The organism is Streptomyces sp. NPDC048192 (genome assembly GCF_043202415.1).
Taxonomy (GTDB): domain Bacteria; phylum Actinomycetota; class Actinomycetes; order Streptomycetales; family Streptomycetaceae; genus Streptomyces.
In genome coordinates, this window is the sequence record NZ_JBIDAL010000002.1 from 119,285 (window position 1) to 137,685 (window position 18,401).

The 18,401-nt window shown below is 74.5% G+C and carries 17 protein-coding genes; 6 read left to right on the plus strand and 11 right to left on the minus strand.

Going from position 1 to position 18,401, the window contains the following annotated elements; translation table 11 throughout:
- Positions 1-66 precede the first annotated feature (66 nt).
- On the minus strand, positions 67-921 hold the full coding sequence (locus ACGFZN_RS03365; RefSeq protein WP_393856775.1) for an alpha/beta fold hydrolase: 855 nt from the start codon (positions 919-921) through the stop codon (positions 67-69).
- Positions 922-1,135: 214 nt separating this feature from the next.
- Between ACGFZN_RS03365 and paaK the strand changes: the two genes are divergently transcribed.
- The 3 genes from paaK to ACGFZN_RS03380 all read left to right on the plus strand — a co-directional run bounded on the left by paaK (position 1,136) and on the right by ACGFZN_RS03380 (position 3,979).
- Complete coding sequence (gene paaK / locus ACGFZN_RS03370; protein WP_393856776.1) at positions 1,136-2,440, plus strand: phenylacetate--CoA ligase PaaK; 1,305 nt, start codon at positions 1,136-1,138, stop codon at positions 2,438-2,440.
- Between the two features lie 87 nt (positions 2,441-2,527).
- Positions 2,528-2,860, plus strand: a complete 333-nt coding sequence (locus ACGFZN_RS03375) for an ArsR/SmtB family transcription factor (RefSeq protein WP_393856777.1) — start codon at positions 2,528-2,530, stop codon at positions 2,858-2,860.
- A 201-nt stretch (positions 2,861-3,061) separates the two neighbouring features.
- Positions 3,062-3,979, plus strand: coding sequence for a TIGR03620 family F420-dependent LLM class oxidoreductase (locus ACGFZN_RS03380; protein ID WP_393856778.1), 918 nt, complete (start codon positions 3,062-3,064; stop codon positions 3,977-3,979).
- Here ACGFZN_RS03380 and ACGFZN_RS03385 read toward each other — a convergent pair.
- Entirely contained in the window at positions 3,945-5,441 is a 1,497-nt protein-coding gene (locus tag ACGFZN_RS03385) for an acyl-CoA synthetase (protein ID WP_393856779.1), read from the minus strand. The genes ACGFZN_RS03380 and ACGFZN_RS03385 overlap by 35 nt on opposite strands.
- 199 nt (positions 5,442-5,640) lie before the next feature.
- Here ACGFZN_RS03385 and ACGFZN_RS03390 point away from each other — a divergent pair, with 199 nt between their 5' ends.
- Both ACGFZN_RS03390 and ACGFZN_RS03395 read left to right on the plus strand, forming a co-directional pair.
- Positions 5,641-7,074 carry a cytochrome P450 gene (locus ACGFZN_RS03390; protein WP_393856780.1) on the plus strand — a complete coding sequence of 478 codons (1,434 nt, stop codon included), beginning with the start codon at positions 5,641-5,643 and terminating at the stop codon, positions 7,072-7,074.
- Between the two features lie 73 nt (positions 7,075-7,147).
- Positions 7,148-7,954: a sesquiterpene cyclase gene (locus ACGFZN_RS03395; RefSeq protein WP_393856781.1), complete on the plus strand. Its 807-nt coding sequence runs from the start codon at positions 7,148-7,150 to the stop codon at positions 7,952-7,954.
- A 1-nt stretch (position 7,955) separates the two neighbouring features.
- On the opposite strand, the gene ACGFZN_RS03400 is transcribed toward ACGFZN_RS03395, so the two are convergent.
- From ACGFZN_RS03400 to ACGFZN_RS03415, 4 genes are all read right to left on the minus strand, one after another.
- A complete protein-coding gene (locus ACGFZN_RS03400; RefSeq protein ID WP_393856782.1) occupies positions 7,956-9,521 on the minus strand; it encodes a phytoene desaturase family protein in 1,566 nt (521 codons plus the stop codon).
- A gap of 171 nt (positions 9,522-9,692) precedes the next feature.
- On the minus strand, positions 9,693-11,828 hold the full coding sequence (locus ACGFZN_RS03405; protein WP_393856783.1) for a tetratricopeptide repeat protein: 2,136 nt from the start codon (positions 11,826-11,828) through the stop codon (positions 9,693-9,695).
- Between the two features lie 119 nt (positions 11,829-11,947).
- Positions 11,948-12,790: an oxygenase MpaB family protein gene (locus ACGFZN_RS03410; protein WP_393856784.1), complete on the minus strand. Its 843-nt coding sequence runs from the start codon at positions 12,788-12,790 to the stop codon at positions 11,948-11,950.
- Between the two features lie 52 nt (positions 12,791-12,842).
- A complete protein-coding gene (locus ACGFZN_RS03415; RefSeq protein ID WP_393856785.1) occupies positions 12,843-13,214 on the minus strand; it encodes a ferredoxin in 372 nt (123 codons plus the stop codon).
- A 98-nt stretch (positions 13,215-13,312) separates the two neighbouring features.
- On the opposite strand from ACGFZN_RS03415, the gene ACGFZN_RS03420 reads away from it, so the two are divergent.
- On the plus strand, positions 13,313-13,681 hold the full coding sequence (locus ACGFZN_RS03420; RefSeq protein ID WP_393856786.1) for a DUF6479 family protein: 369 nt from the start codon (positions 13,313-13,315) through the stop codon (positions 13,679-13,681).
- Positions 13,682-13,733: 52 nt separating this feature from the next.
- On the opposite strand, the gene ACGFZN_RS03425 is transcribed toward ACGFZN_RS03420, so the two are convergent.
- The 5 genes from ACGFZN_RS03425 to ACGFZN_RS03445 all read right to left on the minus strand — a co-directional run bounded on the left by ACGFZN_RS03425 (position 13,734) and on the right by ACGFZN_RS03445 (position 18,394).
- Positions 13,734-14,198: an RpiB/LacA/LacB family sugar-phosphate isomerase gene (locus ACGFZN_RS03425; RefSeq protein WP_393856787.1), complete on the minus strand. Its 465-nt coding sequence runs from the start codon at positions 14,196-14,198 to the stop codon at positions 13,734-13,736.
- Positions 14,199-14,304: 106 nt separating this feature from the next.
- Positions 14,305-15,837, minus strand: a complete 1,533-nt coding sequence (locus ACGFZN_RS03430; protein WP_393856788.1) for an ANTAR domain-containing protein — start codon at positions 15,835-15,837, stop codon at positions 14,305-14,307.
- A 135-nt stretch (positions 15,838-15,972) separates the two neighbouring features.
- Entirely contained in the window at positions 15,973-16,425 is a 453-nt protein-coding gene (locus tag ACGFZN_RS03435; RefSeq protein ID WP_393856789.1) for an STAS domain-containing protein, read from the minus strand.
- 131 nt (positions 16,426-16,556) lie between these two features.
- Positions 16,557-17,465: a glycosyltransferase family 2 protein gene (locus ACGFZN_RS03440; protein ID WP_393856790.1), complete on the minus strand. Its 909-nt coding sequence runs from the start codon at positions 17,463-17,465 to the stop codon at positions 16,557-16,559.
- Positions 17,462-18,394, minus strand: coding sequence for a glycosyltransferase family 2 protein (locus ACGFZN_RS03445; RefSeq protein WP_393857177.1), 933 nt, complete (start codon positions 18,392-18,394; stop codon positions 17,462-17,464). Before ACGFZN_RS03445 ends, ACGFZN_RS03440 begins: the two co-directional genes overlap by 4 nt.
- Between the last annotated feature and the right edge of the window lie 7 nt (positions 18,395-18,401).

The window sequence follows — 18,401 nt, forward strand, 5'->3', positions numbered from 1 at the left end:
GGCCGTCCGCTCCGCCGAGGGCGGAACCGCGCCCGCCGGCTGCCGGCTGCCGGGGAAGCCCACCGGTTACCCGAGGGAGCCCGCCGGTCGCCCGAGGAAGGCGAGGGTGCGCGCGCGGAACCACTCGGGGTCGTCCAGCCAGGGGTAGTGGCCGGCGCCCGGCTGGACGGCGACCTCGGCGTTCGGGAAGGCCTCGGCCGCTCGGCGGACGAGGTCAGGGCGGGGGCCGCCGTCGAGTTCCCCGGCGTGGAGGAGGACCGGCGCGGTCAGCCGGGCGAGCGCGGCCCGCGTCGCGTCCGGGGTGAAGGCGCCGTCGGCGAAGTAGCGCTCCCCCGCCTCCTCGTTGGTCTGCCCGGCATCGGCGTCCGCGTGCGCCCGGGCGGTGTCGTCCCAGCGGCCGTAGAAGAACGGCAGGAAGACGTCGTCGAAGTCGGCCTCGCCCGCCAGCCAGGCCCGGAAGGCGGGGAACGCCTCCGCGAACCACGGCTCGTCCGCGCGCAGCCGGGCCGCGGCCAGCCGGTCCTCGGGGGTGGCCCGCAGGCCCAGCGCGGACGGGTTGGGCGTGATCAGGAGCAGCCGCCGGATCCGCTGCGGGTGGCGGGCCGCGTAGAGCACGGCCAGGGCCGCGCCCGCCGAGTGGGCGAGCAGGTCCATGTGGTCCAGGCCCATGTGCGTACGCCATAGCTCCACGTCGGCGACCATGTGGTCGCAGCGATACGTCGCCGGGTCCGCCGGCGGCCCGGAGTCGCCGGTGCCCCGCAGGTCCAGCAGGGCCAGGCGACGGTGAGCGGCCAGCCCGCCGAGGTCCGAGAGGTAGGCGGAGGCGCGCATGGGGCCGCCGGGCAGGACGGCGAGGGGTTCGCCGTCGCCGCGCAGGTGGTAGGCGAGCCGGGTGCCGTCGGGCGTGGTGAAGGTCGGCATGGCGTGATCATGTCGGTCCGCCCGGGAAGGGCGCAACGCCCGCCCCGTCGTGGCTCCTCACGCCCCGTTCTCGGACTTCTCCTGCGCCACCCGGTGCGGAAAATATCTTCGTCGGCCTCTTGTCTGCGGCGCCATGACCTGCGTTACTGACCCCGGACCGAATCGACCGAATGATCGGTCGAGCGGAAGGGAAGTGCGGCGAGGGGACGATCCGATGGCGGATGCGACGGAGCTGCTGGACGCGGGCGAACGGCTCGGGCGCGAGGAGCTGCGCGAGCTTCAACTGGAGCGGCTGCGCGCCTCACTGCGGCACGCCTACGACAACGTGCCGTTCTACCGGGAGTCGTTCGACAAGGCCGGCGTCCGCCCCGAGGACTGCCGTTCCCTCGCGGATCTGGCCCGCTTCCCCTTCACGACCAAGGCCGACCTCAGGGAGAACTACCCGTACGGCATGTTCGCCGTGCCGCGCGAGCGGATCCGCCGGCTGCACGCCTCCAGCGGCACCACGGGACGCCCCACGGTCGTGGGCTACACGGACAACGACCTCTCCATGTGGGCCGACATGGTGGCGCGGTCGATCCGCGCGGCCGGCGGGCGGCCCGGTGACATCGTGCATGTGGCGTACGGCTACGGGCTGTTCACCGGCGGCCTGGGCGCCCACTACGGCGCCGAGCGCCTGGGCTGTACGGTCGTCCCGGCCTCCGGCGGGATGACGGCCCGGCAGGTGCAGCTGATCCAGGACCTCCGGCCGGCCGTCATCATGGTGACCCCCTCCTACATGCTCACCCTGCTCGACGAGTTCGAGCGGCAGGGCGTGGACCCGCGCGGCACCTCGCTGCGCGTGGGCGTCTTCGGGGCCGAGCCCTGGACCGAGCAGATGCGGCGCGAGATCGAGGAGCGGTTCGCGATCGACGCCGTCGACATCTACGGCCTCTCGGAGGTGATCGGCCCGGGGGTGGCGCAGGAGTGCGTGGAGACCAAGGACGGGCTGACGATCTGGGAGGACCACTTCTACCCGGAGGTGGTCGACCCGGTCACCGGCGAGGTACTCCCGGAGGGCGAGCGCGGTGAGCTGGTCTTCACCTCCCTGACCAAGGAGGCCATGCCGGTCGTCCGGTACCGCACCCGGGACCTGACGCGGCTGCTGCCCGGCACGGCACGGGTGTTCCGGCGCATGGAGAAGGTCACCGGGCGCAGCGACGACATGGTGATCCTGCGCGGGGTCAACCTGTTCCCGACCCAGATCGAGGAGATCGTGCTGCGTACGCCCGGTGTGGCGCCCCACTTCCAGCTGCGGCTGACCCGGGAGGGCCGCCTCGACCGCCTGACGGTCCGGGCCGAGGCCCGCCGGGACGCGGGCCCGGAGGCGCGGGAGCTTGCGGCCCGGTCCATCGCCGCGGGCGTGAAGGACGGGATCGGGGTCTCCGTCGACGTGGAGATCGTGGAGCCGGAGTCGCTGGAGCGGTCGGTCGGCAAGATCCGCCGCATCGTCGACCTGCGGCCACGGGCCGGCGGGTAGGCGGGGCACGGTGAGCCGGCTGCGGGCGAGGGGACGGGTCGTATCGACGTACCGCGAAACGTCGTAGCCGACCTATACTCCTGGTCCATGACGGACACCGCCCCCACCCCGGACCCGCACCTGGTCAACGCGCTGCGGGCGCTGTCCAATCCGATGCGGCTGCAGATGCTGCGCTGGCTGCGCGAGCCCGAGCGGCACTTCCCGATGGAGACGGCCATCGCCGATCCGGCCGAGGTGGGTGTGTGCGTGAGCCACATCCAGGCCAAGGCGGGCCTGGCCCAGTCCACCGTGTCGGCGTACATGGCCGAACTCCAGCGCGCGGGCCTGGTCCGGGCCACCCGCGTCGGCAAGTGGACCCACTACAAGCGGGACGAGCGGCGCATCGCCGACCTGGTCAGGGAGCTGGGGCGGACGCTCTAGACCGGCGAGCCCTTCCCCTCGCGCCCTCCCGCGGTCTCCACGCCCCCTCCCCGCTCCCCCGCCGCACCGACTCTCCGACCCCCGCCACTCTCCGGTCCCGCGGCACACCGACCTCCCCGCTTGCGCTTCATATCGAGATTCTGCGATATTTCGAATCGAGCAACGGGAATCGTTCGATCCATCTCGCGAGGGAGGACCCCCATGGACCTCGGAACGTTCGGGATCTACACCTTCGACTTCGAGCACCAGCCCGCCGCGCGGATCCGGGACGCGGTCCAGGAGCTGGAGGACCTGGGCTGGCGGGCCGTGTGGATCCCGGAGGCGCTCGGGCGGGACGCGTTCACGCACGCCGGGTATCTGCTCGCGTCCACGCGGCGGCTCGTCGTCGTCAACGGCATCGCGCGGATCTGGTCCCGGGAGGCGACCTGGACGCACGGCGCCTCGGTGCTGCTGGCGGACGCCTATCCGGGGCGGCATGTGCTCGGCCTGGGCTTCGGCGGGCAGCCGCGCCCCGGCGTCAGACCGCTGGCCGCGATGGCCGGCTACCTCGACGAACTGGACGCCATGCAGACCCCGAACCCCCGCCCGGCCCAGCCCGTGCGGCGGCTGCTGGCCGCGTACGGCCCCAGGATGCTGGAGCTGGCCCGCGACCGCGCCGAGGGCGCCCACACCTACCACGTGAACACGGCCCACACCGCGCAGGCCCGTCAGATCCTCGGCCCGGACGCCTTTCTCGCCGTCGAGCAGGCGGTGCTGTTCGAGACCGACCCGGTCCGGGCCCGCGCCCTCGCCCGCGAGCACCTCGGCGGCTACCTCGAAACCCCGTACAACGTCGCGAAGTTCCGCCGGCTCGGATACACCGACGACGACCTCTCCGGCGGCGGCAGCGACCGGTTCGTGGACGACCTGGTGTTCTGGGGGGACCCGGAGACGGTCGCGGGCAAGCTGCACGGGCATGCGGAGGCGGGCGCCGATCATGTCGCGGTGCAGGTGATCGGAGTCGAGCCGGGCGGATCGGCGCTGCCGCACTGGCGATTGCTGGCCGACGCCCTGCTGCCCGGCAAGGAGCCGGCCGGGGCCTCGGCTAACCGCCGAAGCGCTCGCGCAGAGAGCGCTTGAGGATCTTCCCGCTGGCGTTGCGCGGCAACTCGTCGACGAACAGCACCCGTTTGGGCGCCTTGAAGGGGGCGACCTTCTCCTTCACGTGCACGATCAGCTGCTCCTCGGTCACCTCGCCGCGCGGGACGACGACCGCCGTGACGGCCTCGATCCACCGCTCGTCGGGCAGGCCGATCACGGCGGCCTCGGCGACCGCCTCGTGCGTGTAGAGGGCGTCCTCGACCTGGCGCGAAGCCACCAGGACACCACCGGAGTTGATGACGTCCTTCACCCGGTCCACGATCGTGAAGTAGCCGTCGGCGTCGCGCACCGCGAGGTCCCCGGAGTGGAACCAGCCGCCCCGGAACGCCTCGGCGGTCTCCTCCGGCTTGTCCCAGTAGCCCTCGCACAACTGCGGTGAGCGGTAGACGATCTCACCGGGAGTGCCGTCGGGCACCTCCTCGCCCTTGTCGTCCACCACGCGGGCGTCCACGAACAGCACGGTACGGCCACAGGAGTCGAGCCGGCCCTCGTGCTCGTCGGGGCCCAGCACCGTCGCCAGCGGGCCGATCTCGCTCTGCCCGAAGCAGTTGTAGAACGCCAGCCGGGGCAGCCGCTCGCGCAGCCGCTCCAGCACCGGCACGGGCATGATCGAGGCGCCGTAGTACGCCTTGCGCAGCCCGTCGAGGTCGCGGGTGGCGAAGTCGGGCCGGCCCGCCAGGCCGATCCACACCGTGGGCGGCGCGAACAGGCTGTCCACCCGCCCGGTCTCGATCAGCTCGAACAGCCGGTCCCCGTCGGGCGCGTCCAGGATGATGTTGGTCGCGCCCACCGCGAGGTAAGGCAGCAGGAACACGTGCGTCTGGGCCGAGTGGTACAGCGGCAGCGCGTGCACCGGCCGGTCGCCGGCGCTCAGGTCGAGCGCGGTGATCGCGCTCAGGTACTCGTGCACCAGGGCGCGGTGAGTCATCATGGCGCCCTTGGGCAGGGCGGTCGTGCCGGAGGTGTACAGCAGCTGCACCAGGTCCTCGGTGCGGGGTTCGGGGCCGTCGTACGGCGGCGCGTCCGCCAGCCGGGCGAGGAGTGAGCCGTCGGCGTCCCGCAGCGGCAGCATCCGTACGCCGTCCGGGAGCCGGCCGGCGAGGTCCGGGTCGGCGAGGACCAGGGTGCTGCCGGACTGGCCGATCAGGTACGCCAGGTCGTCACCGGTGAGGTTCTGGTTCACCGGCACGTGGACCAGGCCCGCGCGGGCACAGGCCAGGAAGCCGATCAGATAGGCGTCGGAGTTGTGGCCGTAGGCGCCGACCCGGTCGCCGGGCGTGAGGCCGTGTGCGAGCAGTACCGAGGCCGCCCGGGAGACGGCGGCGTCGAGTTCCCCGTAGGTCCAGCGGCGCTCGCCGTACTCCACCGCGAGGCGGGCCGGGGTGCGCCGGGCGCTGCGCCGCAGCACCCCGTCGACCGTGCTGCCGTGTCCCTGGGTCATGGCTCATGATCCTGGAGCCGGCGCGAAGACAGGTCAAGCACGCGCCGAATTCAACTTTTTGCTTCCGCGTGCTCCCGTGCGCCCCTGTGCAGAAAGGTTTCCGAAAAGCGCGCACCGATGAACCTGGGCAGGACAGGTGGCAGCTCAACTCCGAAACACGTCCACATGTTTCGCGTGTCCCGTCGGTCAGGAGGAACCCATGAGCCGTACTGAGCCCGAACAAAAACGAACGTGGACGACAGGTACTGCTCCCGGCATATTCCCGCTCCTCGGTCACGGTATCGCCTTCTACCGCCGGCCGCTGGCGTTTCTGAATTCTTTGCCCGCGCACGGAGATCTGGTCGAGATACGGCTGGGTCCGCAGCGCGCCTGGATGGTGTGCCACCCCGAGCTGGCGCACGAGGTGCTGATGGACCCGCACACCTTCGACAAGGGCGGCCCGCTCTACGACAGGCTCGGCAAGCTGATGGGCGACGGCCTGGTCACCTGCCGCCAGCCGGCGCACCGCGACAAGCGCAGGCTGCTGCAACCCGCCTTCCGGCCCTCCCATGTCACCGTCTACACCGGCCTCGTCACCGAGGAGGCCGAGGCGGTGTGCCGCGCCTGGCAGCCGGGCCGTGCGGTGCCCGTCACCGAGGCGATGACGGCCCTGACGACCCGCGTGATCAGCCGGGTCCTGCTCTCGGACTCGCTGGACGACGCGACGGCCGCGCAGGTGCGGCACTGCCTCACCGACGTCGTCCGCGGCCTGTTCGTCCGCACGGTCGTGCCGATCGACGCCCTCTTCCGCATCCCCACGCCCGCCAACCGCCGCTACCGGCGCGCGCTCTCCCGCCTGCACGCGATCATCGACGCGGCGATCGCGCAACGGCACGGCGGCGCCGAGCGCGACGACGTGCTGGGCGCCCTGCTCGCGGCCGCGCACGGCGCCGGGGCGGCCAGGCCGATCAGCGACCAGGAGGTCCACGACCACCTGATCACGCTGCTGCTCACCGGCGCCGAGACCCAGGCGCTAGCCCTGGCCGCCGCCTTCAGCCTGCTCGCCCGCCACCCGGAGGCGGAACGCCGCCTGCACGCCGAGGTCGACTCCGTCCTCGCCGACGGCCGGCCCCCCGGCCCCGACGACCTGCCGCGCCTCGCCTACACCCGGTGCGTCGTCTCCGAGACCCTGCGCCACTCGTCCCCCGGCTGGCTGTTCACCCGCGTCACCACCAGGGAGACGGAACTGGCCGGGCGCCGGCTGCCCCAGGGGGCCACCGTCCTGTACAGCCCCTATCTCCTGCACCACGATCCCGCCTCCTTCCCCGACCCCGAGCGCTTCGACCCGGACCGCTGGCTGCCGGGGCGGCCCACCGCGGAACAGCGCCGCGCGATGATGCCGTTCTCCGCGGGCAGCCGTAAGTGCCTCGGCGACGAGTTCGCCATGGTGGAGGCCACGGCGGCTCTCGCGACCATCGCGGGCCGCCGACGGCTGCGGCATCTGCCGGGCCATGTGGAACGGCCTCCTCGTCCCGGCATCACGATGGGGCCGCGGTCGCTGGTGATGGTGTCCGAGGACCGTGCGCAGTCGGCAGCCGCCCTGCGTGCGGCGGATTCCCGAAGGGCAGGTGACCACGTTGTCGGCAACGCATGAGGACATCCCGGTCGGCACACCGCCTCGCACCGCGCTCCTCAGTCTCCGGGATCTGATCGACGCCCGTCTCCACATGCCTTTCCCGTTCCGGCGCAATCCCCATGAGGCCGAAGCCGCCGCCGGAGTCGACGCCTGGCTGAGCGAGCGGGGGCTGAGCGACGACCCGGGTGTGGCGGCGATGATCAGCCGCACCCGCCCCGCCGAACTGGCGTCCTGCACCAGCCCCGCCGTGGACGCCGGGCTCCTGGGGATCGTCGCCCGGCAGATCGCCTATCAGTTCGTCTTCGACGACCTCGCGGAGGACCTCGGCCGGCGCTCTCCGGCCGAGCTGCTGCCCATGCTGTGCGAAAGCGTCGAGATCCTGCGGGACGGCCGGCCGCCCAGCACCCCCCTCGGCGCCGCTCTGGCAGATCTCCACCGGCAGGTCCGTGAGCGGTGCACTCCCGCGCAGGCCGCGCGATGGTCCTGGCAGAGCCGCGAATACGTGCACGGCCTGCTGTACGAAGCGGTGGCACAGGACCAGCCCTCCCTGCTGAGCACCCGTGACTGCGCCTCGATACGGTCCCTGACCGCGGGAGTCGAGCCGTTCTACCCTCTGTACGAAGCCGGCCAGCCCGGCGAGTTGACCACGGCGGAACTGGCCACCGCCGGCCTGCGCCCGCTGCCGCTGCGCTACGCCCAGGCGGACACCCTGTCCGCTCACGAGCGGCGAGCCGCCGAACTGACCGCCCAGGGGCTGCCGGTGCCGGTGGTCGCCAAGGACCTGGGCCAGACCGAGCAGGGCGTGCGGCAGTTGCTGTCCGGCGTGTACCGCAAAATAGGCACCGACTCCTCGGGCCTCGCCGGGTTCCTGGAGGGCTGTCCTCAGCCTCGCTCGTGAATCACGGGGTTTCCTCCAGCACCGCCATCGCCGCGTTGTGTCCCGGCACGCCGCTCACGCCTCCCCCGCGTACGGCGCCCGCACCGCACAGCAGGACGTTGGCGTGCCGGGTCTCCACTCCCCAACGGCCCGTGCCCTCCTGGGTGTAGGGCCAGGACAGGGCGCGGTGGAAGATGTTGCCGCCGGGCAGCCTCAGGTCCCGTTCGAGGTCGAGCGGGGTCCTGGCCTCGATGCAGGGGCGGCCGTCGGCGTCGGTGGCCAGGCAGTCCGCGAGGGGTTCGGCGAGGTGGGCGTCGAGCTGGGCCAGGGTGGACTTCAGCAGCTCCTCGCGTACGGCGTCGTTGTCCCGGTCGAACAGCCGGGCCGGGGCGTGCAGGCCGAACAGGGTGAGCGTCTGGTAGCCGCGCCCGGCGAGGTCGGGGCCGAGGATGGTGGGGTCGGTCAGGGAGTGGCAGTAGATCTCCGAGGGCGGCACGGCGGGGAGTTCGCCGGCGGCGGCCTGGGCGTGGGCGGTGGCGAGCTGCCGGTAGCCCTCGGCGATGTGGAAGGTTCCGGCGAACGCCTCGCGCGGGTCGACGGCCGTGTCGCGCAGCCTCGGCAGCCGGGTGAGCAGCATGTTGACCTTGAGCTGGGCGCCCTCGGCGGGCTCGGGCGCCGGGTCGCCGGTGAGGGCGGCCAGCTCGTGCGGGGAGGCGTTCACCAGGACGTGCCGGGCGGCGGCCACGCCTTCGCCGTCGGCCGTGCGGTAGGTGATCTCGGCGCGGTTGCCGTCGGTGGCGATCCGGACGGCCTCGTGTCCGGTCGCGATGACCGCGCCCGCCGTACGGGCCGCCGCCGCCAGGGCGTCGGTGAGGGCGCCCATGCCGCCGACGGGCACGTCCCAGGCGCCGGTGCCGCCGCCGATGACGTGGTAGAGGAAGCAGCGGTTCTGGGTGAGGGAGGGGTCGTGCGCGTCGGCGAAGGTGCCGATCAGGGCGTCGGTGAGGACCACGCCGCGCACCAGGTCGTCCTCGAAGTTCTCCTCGACGGCGACGCCGATCGGTTCCTCGAACAGGGTCCGCCAGGCGGTCTCGTCGTCGATGCGGCGGCGCAGTTCGTCGCGGGTGGGCAGCGGCTCGGTGAGGGTGGGGAAGACGCGCTCGGCGACGCGCGCGGTCATGCCGTAGAAGCGCTGCCAGGCCTGGTACTCGCGCTCGCCGCCGGTCAGCCGGGCGAAGGCCTCCCGGGTGCGCTGCTCGCCGCCGCCGACGAGGAGTCCGGTGGGCCGCCCGTCGCGCTCCGCCGGGGTGTAGGAGGAGATGGTGCGGGCGCGCACCCGGAAGTCCAGTCCGAGGTCCCGGACGATCTTCTGCGGCAGCAGGCTGACCAGGTACGAGTAGCGGGACAGCCGGGCGTCGACGCCGGCGAAGGGGCGGGTGGAGACCGCGGCGCCGCCGGTGTGGTCCAGCCGTTCCAGCACCAGCACCGATCGGCCGGCGCGGGCCAGGTAGGCGGCGGCCACCAGGCCGTTGTGTCCACCGCCGACGATGACGGCGTCGTAGGTGCGGGTGTGCTCGTTGGCAGGCATGGTTCTTCGTAACACGTGATGATCCACGACGGCCAGAGGTGTGCCCTGCCCCCGCGGGCCGGGCGGGTCGAGGCGGGCTCGGGGGCGCTCGACCACACGTCCGCGGGCCGGAGCGCCATGGCTGTCCCGGGGTCAGGACCGCCCCGCCGGTCCCGGTCGGCGGGCGCGGGGTCAGGTTCCGTCCGGTGCCGGCCGCCGGCGGAGCGCCGCGGCCCTGCGGTACAGGTCGGCCGCCTCGGCGGTGCGGCCGAGCCGCTCCAGGCAGTGTGCCTCGTCGTCGCGGGCGGCGAGGGTGCCGGGGTGGTCCGGGCCGAGGGTCTGCTCGCGGGTGGCGGCGAGGCGCCGGTACTCGGTGAGGGCCTCCGTCCAGCGTCCCAGCCAGCCGAGGGCGACCGCGACCTCGCGGCGGCTCACGAGCGTGTCGGGGTGGGCGGGGCCCAGGGTCTGCTCGCGCAGCAGGCACACGTCCCGGGCCTCGGCGAGGGCGTCCTCCCAGCGCCCGAGCCGGCCGAGGTGGACGCCGACGCCGTGCCGGGCGCGCAGGGTCTCGGGGTGGGTGGGGCCCTGGACGCGGGTGCGGTCCCTGATCAGCTCGCGGTACACGCGCAGGGCGTCCGCGCTGCGGCCGAGCCGGCCGAGGCTGAGGGCGGTCTCGTAGCGGGCGGCGAGGGTGTCGGGATGGTCGGCGCCCAGCGTCCGGGCCCGGGCCTCGGCGACCGCGCGGTACAGGGCGAGCGCCTCCTCCCAGCGGCCCGACTGGCCCTGGACGTAGGCGAGTTCGCAGCGCGAGACCAGGGTGTCGGGGTGGTCGGGGCCGAGCACCCGGGCGCGGGCGGCGGCCGCCTCCCGAGCCGTGCGGCAGGCGTCGTCCAGGCGGCCGAGCCGGCCGAGGGCGCAGGCCAGGTTGTGCCGGCAGCGCAGGGTGTCGGGGTGGTCGGGGCCCTGGACGCGCACCCGGGCGGCCAGCACCTCCGCGTACACCTGGTGGGCCTCGGCGTGGCGGCCCAGCCGGCCCAGCGCGTAGGCGGTCTCCTGGCGGGCGGCGAGGGTGTCGGGGTGGTCGGCGCCGAGCAGCCGGGCTGCGGCCTCGGCGAGGTCGGTGTAGGCGGCCAGCGCCTCGGTGGCACGGCCGGCGCGGAGCAGGGCGCCGGCGGACTCGTACCGGCCGGCCAGCGTACCGGGGCCGCCGGGGGCGGTGGGCTCCGCGCGCGGGACCGGCATGGCCCGCCGTACGGCCCCGGGTGCCTGGCCGCCGCGGCGGTCGCCTGCCGGGCACGGCAGCGCGTCCCGCCGGGGTGCGTTCCAGCGGCCGGACAGTGCCGCCCCGGCGTCCGGGGGCAGGGCGCCGGGTCCCGTGCCGAGCGCCTTGTGGCCGGTGGTCATGCCGCAGGTCCAGGACGGCAGGCGGGCCGCGCTGCGCCTCTGCGGGATCCCGTCCGCGGTGACGGAGGCGCCCGCTGTACGGACGTCCCGGAGCCGGCGGACCAACTCCCCGGCGTCGTACGGCCGTTCCTCGGGCCGTTTGGCGAGCAGGCCGAGGATGACGTCCTCCAGGTGTCCGGGCAGGTCGGGACGGAGTGCACGCGGGGGCGTGGGCGGAGTGTCGCGGTGCCCGAGGAGGATCGCCCAGGCGTCCTCCAGGTCGAACGGCGGGGCGCCGGTGGCGATCTCGTACAGCACGCAGCCCAGTGAGTACAGGTCGCTGCGCTGGTCCACCCCGTCGCCGCCGATCTGTTCGGGGGACATGTAGTGCGGGGTGCCGAGGGCGACGCCGGTGCCGGTCAAGCGGGCCGTGATGCCGATGTCGTGGCCGAGGCGGGCGATGCCGAAGTCGCAGATCTTCACGGTGCCGTCGGTCAGCCGCACGATATTGGCCGGCTTCAGGTCGCGGTGGACGACGCCCTGCTTGTGGGTGTGGGCGAGGGCGGCGGCGACCTGACCGGCGATGTCGAGCACGTCGTCCACCGGCAGCGGATGCCCCTTGCCGTCCGCCAGCAGCCGGCTCAGGTCACGGCCCTCCAGCAGCTCCATGACCAGGTACGGGATCCCGTCGTACTCGCCGAAGTCGTGGACGACCGTCACCCCAGGGTGCGACAGGGCGGCGGCGACCCGGGCCTCGCGGCGGAACCGCTCCCGCAGGACGGGGGCGAGGGACGGATCGTGGTACGGCCCCGGCGGCCTGAGGCACTTCACCGCGACCCGCCGGCCCAAGGACTCGTCCCGGGCCCGCCACACCTCGCCCATACCGCCGCGCCCGATCAGGTCGAGCAGCCGGTACCGGCCCTGGACCAGCCTGTTCTCCCCCATAGCGATCCGCCGCCCCCGTCGCCGTCCGCCCCCGCCGCCGGGAGGCCGCACGGCACCGCGCCCGGCCACCACCGCGCCGGCCGGTCCGCGCCGCCCCCCTGCTCGTCCAGTATGGCGGCCTATGGCCGGACTTTGTACGGTGCCGGACGCGCCTGCGGTCCCAGCCTCGCCATGGCCCGCAGGATGTGTTTGGGCGGCAGCTGCCAGCGCAGACGTGCTGGAACGCACCGCAGCAGGGCGCCCGTGGCCCGCAGCCGGCGGGTGACGGCCGCGGGTGCGGGGGCCGGTCTGCCGTACAGCGCGTGGGCGTACGGCGGCAGAGCGGCGTATGCCAACTGCGCCACGCGCCGCCACAGCACCTCGCGCGCCGGGACGAGGAGGGGGTGCGCCGGTGGGCGGAGCAGGAAGTCGTCCACCGCGCGTGCCTCGGGTCCCGCCGCCAGGCGCGGGCGCACCGCGGTGAAGTACGCGGCGAGTTCGGCCCGGCTCGCGGGGACGGTCCGCGGGTCGAGTCCGACGAGGCGGGCGCTGACCCGGTGCTCGGCGATGTACCGGTCGGCCTGGGCCTCGGTGAGGGGGAAGCCGGAGCGGCGCAGGACGTGCAGGTAGGAGTCGATCTCCGCGCAGTGCACCCACAGCAGCAGGTCGGGTTCGTCGACGCCGTAGCGCTCGCCGGTGTCCGGGTCGGTCGCCTTCAGCATGCTGTGGATCCTGCGCACCCGGGCGCCGGCCCGCTCGGCGGCCTCGGTCGTGCCGTACGTCGTCGTGCCGACGAAGTCCGCGGTGCGCATCAGCCGGCCCCAGGCGTCGCTGCGGAAGTCGGAGTTCTGCATGACTCCGCGCACCGCTCGCGGGTGCAGGGCCTGGAGGTAGAGCGCGCGGACGCCGGCGACCCACATCATGGGGTCACCGTGCATCTGCCAGGTCACGGAGTCCGGTGTGAACAGCCCGGGGTCGCCCATGCCCGCAGGCTAGCGCCGCGTCCCGGAGCCGATCCAGGGCTGGGCCGGGAGGTCAGCCGAGGCTGTGCAGGAACTCGGAGCACGCCTCGGCGCAGGCGCGGCAGGACGCCGCGGCGGACTCGGCGCCGGACTGCGAGTCGAAGGCGCGGGCGCACTCCAGGCAGACAGAGCGGCACCACTCCAGCCTGACCCGGATCTCCCCCTCGTCCTTCAGACTCTCCTCGCCGAGGAGATGGCACGTGGCGTCGCACACCTCGGCGCACATGATGCCGAGCCTGCGCACCCGCTCGTTGGACTCGGCGCCGTCGGGGTCGACCAGGCTCGCGCGCACGGCGCAGGCCCGGGCGCACTCCGTGCACGCCTGGGCGCAGGCGAAGCGGTCCTCCAGGAACCGGTAGAGCTGCTGCGAAGTCGGCGATGTCACACCCTGCGGGTAGCCGGGGCGCGGGGGCGCAAACCACCCTGCGGGACAGCCACACACATGTCCGGTTCGTCCCGCTCTGGGAGGGGTATCCCTCTCCTATGACTACCGCATCGATGCAGTTGGCCGCGGCGAGCGGCCTGATGGGTCTCGTCATGTTCCTGGTGGCCGGTGTGGGCACGGCGGCGCTGGTCGCTGCGGGAGCGTGGATGAACTCCCGGGTCAAGTACCGTGAGTCGCCCCGGCCGCGGCCCGAGGAGCAGCCGAAGCTGCCGCCGGAGGGCCCGGTGGGCGAGCTCCGGCAGAACAGGGAGTCCCAGGAGGTCCCCCGGACATCCGAGGGCGGCCGCCCGCTCACCCCGTACGAGCTGAGCAACATGGACTCCAGGCCGAGCGCGTCGAAGGACCGTCCGCGCTGGAGCCGGGGTTCCAGCGGCTCGTTCGGCGGCGGCGGACTCGGCGCCCACTGAGTCGCCACGCCCGAGTCCGTACACCGCACCGCGCGTCGGGCGCCGTACGCCGCTAGGAACGCCGGGAATCCGTCCTGGTGGCGTCCAGGCGGCCGACGTGGGCCACGTTCTGCCGGTCCTCCGGGTCGTCGCTGGGTTCGGCGGCGAACCAGGCGTCCAGGATCTCCTTCAGCAGCGGCTCGGAGGTCAGGCGCAGACTCAGCGCGAGGACGTTGGCGTCGTTCCAGCGGCGGGCGCCGTCCGCGGTGGCGGCGTCCGTGCACAGCGCGGCGCGCACGCCGGGCACCTTGTTGGCCGCGATGGACGCGCCGGTGCCGGTCCAGCAGCACACCACCGCCTGGTCGGCGGCGCCGTCCGCGACCTCCCGGGCGGCCGCCTCCGAGCAGGCCGCCCACTGGGCGTCGGCCCCGGGCCGCAGCGCCCCGTGCGGGCGCACGTCGTGGCCGCGCCGTCTCAGTTCGTCGAGGAGAAGGCGGGCCACGGGTTCGTCCATGTCGGAGGAGACGGAGATACGCATACGGCGAGCGTAATCGGCCGCTACGGCCCGCGGCCGAAGCGGGCGCCGCCGGGTGAGCGCATCTGTCGGTGCGCTCACCCGGCGGCGCCCAGGACGGGCTGTGGGCTCACTCAGGGTGGTCGGGGCGCTGCGCCGGAGGCGTGCCGCCGCCTTCGCCGCCGCCCTTGCGGCCCTTGTCCGTGCCGTGCGGACGGGCGCCCGCGCCCTGGCCGGCCGTCTGGCGGGCCTTGAGCTCTCCGCTGTCCTGCGGGGTGGCGCCACCCTTGTCACTGCGCCGCTGTTCGGGCTGCTGCGGATTCGACATGCGCCGGACTCCCTCCGGGTGGTGCGTGCTGCGTGCGGGGTCCGGGTTCCCCGGCCGGCCCGGGTCACCCATGCCGTGCTCGGCGGGCGGCGCGGTGGCGGTCAGCACCCGGTGGAGGTGCTCGAGGGCGTCGAGGAGCACGGAGCGGTGGTACCAGCTCAGCCAGGCCGCCGCGTCCGCGGCCAGCAGACCGAGGGCCTCCGCCTGGGCCGGGGCCGGCCGGTGCCCGGCGTCGGGCCAGTGCAGGGTGATCACGCCGGTGCAGGAGCCGGCCGAGGACAGCACCGGGATGCTCTGCAGGGCGGCGGTGCCCGTGCTGAGCAGGACGCGCCGCGGCTCCTCGGAGAGCAGCGCGTCGGCGGCCACGTCGGGCACGCTCACCCGGCGTCCGCGCAGCCGGGCGAGCGCGTCGGCCGTGCCCTCCTCCCAGCCCCGCACGAGGTGGTCGAGAAACGCGTCCGGGCAGCCGTAATGGGTCTCCGGGACCAGCGCGTTCACGGCCGGGTCGACGAACCGCACATATCCGGCCGGGGCCCGCGCGATGGCCAGGGCCTCGTGCAGCACGGCGTCGATCATCTGCCGCCGGTAGCGGGGGTCGCGGCCGTCCCGGGCGAGGATCCGCAGCTGCGGCACCGGCAGGGAGCGGCGGCCCGGGAACCACACCTCGCCGTGCGGGGGCCGGGCCACGACGACGGCGGAGACGAGGACGCGCAACGGCACGTTGAACCGCTGCGAGGCGTCGCGCAGCGCCCGGAAGGCGCCGGCGGAGTCCGGCAGGCCGTAGCGGACCATGAGCACGCCCTGCGCCATGCCGATGACCGGGGCGGTGCGCACCCGGGCCCGCAGCGCGCGGACCTCCGTGCGCAGGTCCTCGTAACTGGGCCGCAGCGGATCCGCCATCTGCGTCCGCCAGGCGGGCAGGTCCTCCACCGGTGAGGCGGCGCGGGCCAGCTCGCGCAGCGCCTCGTCGAGGGTGGCGTAGAGCCGTACGCCGTCCAGACGAGCCAGGTGCACCGCCTCGCGCACTCCGGGGCGGGCCCGGACGATGATCAGGTCCGGCCGTCCCGTGCGGGCCCGGGTCGTCTCGCTGAGCGTGTGCAGTACGGCGGCACCGCCGAGCTGCACGTGGGCCATGTCGAGCACGGGCCTGAGTCCCGCGCGGTCGGCCTGCTCGAGGTGGCCGCGCAGCTCCGCCGACCAGGCCTGGGCGCCCGCGGCGTCGAGGCTGCCGGACATGCGCAGCAGCAGCGCTCCCTCGGCGGGCAGCCCCTCGACGACGGAGGACTCGATGACGAGCCGTGCCGGAGCGGCGGGCGGGTCGGAAGAGGGCTTCATGGCATCACCCGGGCGGGACGTCGCGACGGACTGGGGCGGCCTCTTCCCGACCACCGGCCACGGTAGGGGCCCGGCGGCCGGCCGCGCCATCCACCGCGCCGGTCGGGGCCGGGCCCGCGCTCGCCTGCCGTGCGCTCACCAATCGGTGCCGCCGGGTGCGGGGCCCGTGCGTCTTCGGGCTTCCAGCGAGCTCAGGGCCGACGCCATGGTGGCGTGCACCCGGACGCCGGGCAGCCCGGCGGCGCGCAGCGCCTCGCGCACGTGCGGCCGGGGCTGTACGACGGGCAGGGCGCGGCCGGAGAAGGCGAGGACCCCGGTGGCCCGGTCCACGGACCGCACGGCGGCGGCGCAGGCGAGGTACACCTCGGTCATGTCGAGGACGGCGTGCTCGTCGGCCCGGTCGGCCTGGGCGATGTGCTCGGCGAGCGCCTCGGAGAACTCCACGGCGTTGGAGGCGTCGACCGTGCCCCGCGCCTTCAGGACGCTGACCGCGCCGGTCTCCGGCCGGTGCTCGTGCACGGTCTGCAGGAGCAGCGGGGCGGGGCCGCCGGGGCGGGCCCGGGGGCGGGACAGCTGACCTTTTTCCATGGGCGTCGGACTTCCTGGCTGGGAAGGTACGGGAAGGATCAGCCGGCCGCGTCTTGACCGGGAGTTCACTGTGCCTCCGGCCCCACAGGTGATGCAACGATTCGGCTCGGGCGTGTCGCGCCGCGGCCGGCTCAGCCGACGTACCGCCGGGCGGGTGAGGTGCGGCGGGCCCGTTCCAGCGCGGCGAGCCGGCGTTCCAGGTCCGGCGGCACCGGGTCGCGCTGGCGCAGCACCCAGGGCAGACCGGCGGTGGCGTGGGCGAACGCGCGCACCGAGGCGGCGTCCCGTGGCACGGTCCGCAGTAGGTGCCCGGTGCGGCGCAGCGCTGGCAGCAGGGGGCGGCGCAGCCAGGTGAACCACAGGGTGTTGCGGATGCCGAGGATGCGGCGGCCCGTGCTGTCCCGCAGCCGGGAGGCGTGGTGGTGGACGGTGAGTTCCTCGGCGTAGGCCAGCCACCAGCCCTGCCGCAGCAGGTCGCAGGCGAGCAGTTCCTCCTCGCCGCCGAGCCACAGGCCGGGGTGGAAGCCGCCTCCGGCCCGGAAGGCCTCGGTGCGCAGCACGGTGGCGCCGGCGAGGAAGGAGCCGAGGGCCGGTCCGGGGAGCCAGTCGGGGCCGGTGAGCGGGGACTCGCGCAGTTCGCGGACGACGGGGTCCTCGGTGCCGTCCGGTTCCACGACGATCCGCGCGGTGACGGCGGCGAGCCGGGGCCGGGCGTCGAGCAGGTCGGCGGCGCGGGCCAGGCTGCCCGGCTCCCACCAGGTGTCGTCGTCGCAGAAGGCCACGTAGGGGGTGGTGACGTGGCGGACGGCGAGGTTGCGGCCGACGGCGCCGAGGTTGCGGCCCGGGCGCAGCAGCGTCACCTCGGGGAAGTCGCGGGCGACGGCCTCGGCGGTGCCGTCGCGTGAGGCGTTGTCGGTGACGATCACGCGGGGGCGTTCGGGCAGCCGGCGCAGCAGGTGCAGGGTGCGCAGCAGTTCGGCGCGGCGGTTGTGGGTGATCATGACGACGGTCGTACGGCCGTCGGGTCCGCCCCGGGTCATCGCTCGCCGCCCTCCCCCGGGCCGGGGCGGCCGGCCGGCTGCCGGTCGAGCAGGCGGGCGGCGCGTTCGACGTGCGGGGGCAGGGCGCGGCGCCGGGCCAGGGCCGCCGGGAACCGGGCGACGGCCTCCTTCAGGGCGCGGCGCGCCCCGGGGCGGTCCGCCGCTGCGGCGAGCGTGAGGTCGGCGCCGGCCCGCAGGACGACGGGCCAGGGGCGCCGCAGGCAGGTGGTGAGGACGTGGTTGCGCCGGACCAGGAAGGGGCGGCCGGTGCGGCCTTCGGTGCCGGGGTGGTGACGGGCGCGCAGGGAGGGTTCGTAGGCGACGCCCCAGCCGCCGGCGGCCAGGTCGTAGGCGAGCAGGGTCTCCTCGCCGCCGAAGAAGAGCAGCGGGTGGAAGCCGCCCACGGCGAGGAAGGCCTCCCGGCGCACCACGCTGGCGCAGCCGAGGAAGCCCAGCACCGGGCGGCCGGGCAGGTCGGGCTCGGGAGGCAGGGGCGAGTCGGCGAGGACGGCGTTGAGGGGGTCCTCGTCGGCCTCCTCACCCACCAGGGTGCGCGCGGCGAGCAGACCGAGCCGGGGGTGGCGGTCGAGGAGATCGGCGGCGCGGGCGAGGCTGCCCGGCTCCCACCAGGAATCGTCGTCGCTGAAGGCGACGTAGGGCGTGCGGGCGTGCCGGACGGCCAGGTTGCGGCCGAGGGCTCCGGTGTTGGCGGCGGGCCGCAGCAGCCGGTCCAGGGCCGGGTGGCCGCGCACGGCCCTGCGGGTGCCGTCGTCGCGGGAGTTGTCGACGACGATGACCGGCGGCCGCTCGGGCAGCCCGGCCAGCGCGTCGAGCGTACGCAGCAGGCTGGCCGGCCGGTCGCGGGTGATGACGGCGACACTGACCCGCGGATCCCCCGCGGCGACGGCCCCGCGGGCGGTGCCGGGCACGGACTCA

What these genes read in the sequence shown, in the direction of transcription:
- ACGFZN_RS03365 (WP_393856775.1), bottom strand. Translation starts at nt 921, where the DNA reads ATGCCGACCTTCACCACGCCCGACGGCACCCGGCTCGCCTACCACCTG.
- paaK (WP_393856776.1), top strand. Translation starts at nt 1,136, where the DNA reads ATGGCGGATGCGACGGAGCTGCTGGACGCGGGCGAACGGCTCGGGCGC.
- ACGFZN_RS03375 (WP_393856777.1), top strand. Translation starts at nt 2,528, where the DNA reads ATGACGGACACCGCCCCCACCCCGGACCCGCACCTGGTCAACGCGCTG.
- ACGFZN_RS03380 (WP_393856778.1), top strand. Translation starts at nt 3,062, where the DNA reads ATGGACCTCGGAACGTTCGGGATCTACACCTTCGACTTCGAGCACCAG.
- ACGFZN_RS03385 (WP_393856779.1), bottom strand. Translation starts at nt 5,441, where the DNA reads ATGACCCAGGGACACGGCAGCACGGTCGACGGGGTGCTGCGGCGCAGC.
- ACGFZN_RS03390 (WP_393856780.1), top strand. Translation starts at nt 5,641, where the DNA reads ATGAGCCGTACTGAGCCCGAACAAAAACGAACGTGGACGACAGGTACT.
- ACGFZN_RS03395 (WP_393856781.1), top strand. Translation starts at nt 7,148, where the DNA reads ATGCCTTTCCCGTTCCGGCGCAATCCCCATGAGGCCGAAGCCGCCGCC.
- ACGFZN_RS03400 (WP_393856782.1), bottom strand. Translation starts at nt 9,521, where the DNA reads ATGCCTGCCAACGAGCACACCCGCACCTACGACGCCGTCATCGTCGGC.
- ACGFZN_RS03405 (WP_393856783.1), bottom strand. Translation starts at nt 11,828, where the DNA reads ATGGGGGAGAACAGGCTGGTCCAGGGCCGGTACCGGCTGCTCGACCTG.
- ACGFZN_RS03410 (WP_393856784.1), bottom strand. Translation starts at nt 12,790, where the DNA reads ATGGGCGACCCCGGGCTGTTCACACCGGACTCCGTGACCTGGCAGATG.
- ACGFZN_RS03420 (WP_393856786.1), top strand. Translation starts at nt 13,313, where the DNA reads ATGACTACCGCATCGATGCAGTTGGCCGCGGCGAGCGGCCTGATGGGT.
- ACGFZN_RS03425 (WP_393856787.1), bottom strand. Translation starts at nt 14,198, where the DNA reads ATGCGTATCTCCGTCTCCTCCGACATGGACGAACCCGTGGCCCGCCTT.
- ACGFZN_RS03430 (WP_393856788.1), bottom strand. Translation starts at nt 15,837, where the DNA reads ATGAAGCCCTCTTCCGACCCGCCCGCCGCTCCGGCACGGCTCGTCATC.
- ACGFZN_RS03435 (WP_393856789.1), bottom strand. Translation starts at nt 16,425, where the DNA reads ATGGAAAAAGGTCAGCTGTCCCGCCCCCGGGCCCGCCCCGGCGGCCCC.
- ACGFZN_RS03440 (WP_393856790.1), bottom strand. Translation starts at nt 17,465, where the DNA reads ATGACCCGGGGCGGACCCGACGGCCGTACGACCGTCGTCATGATCACC.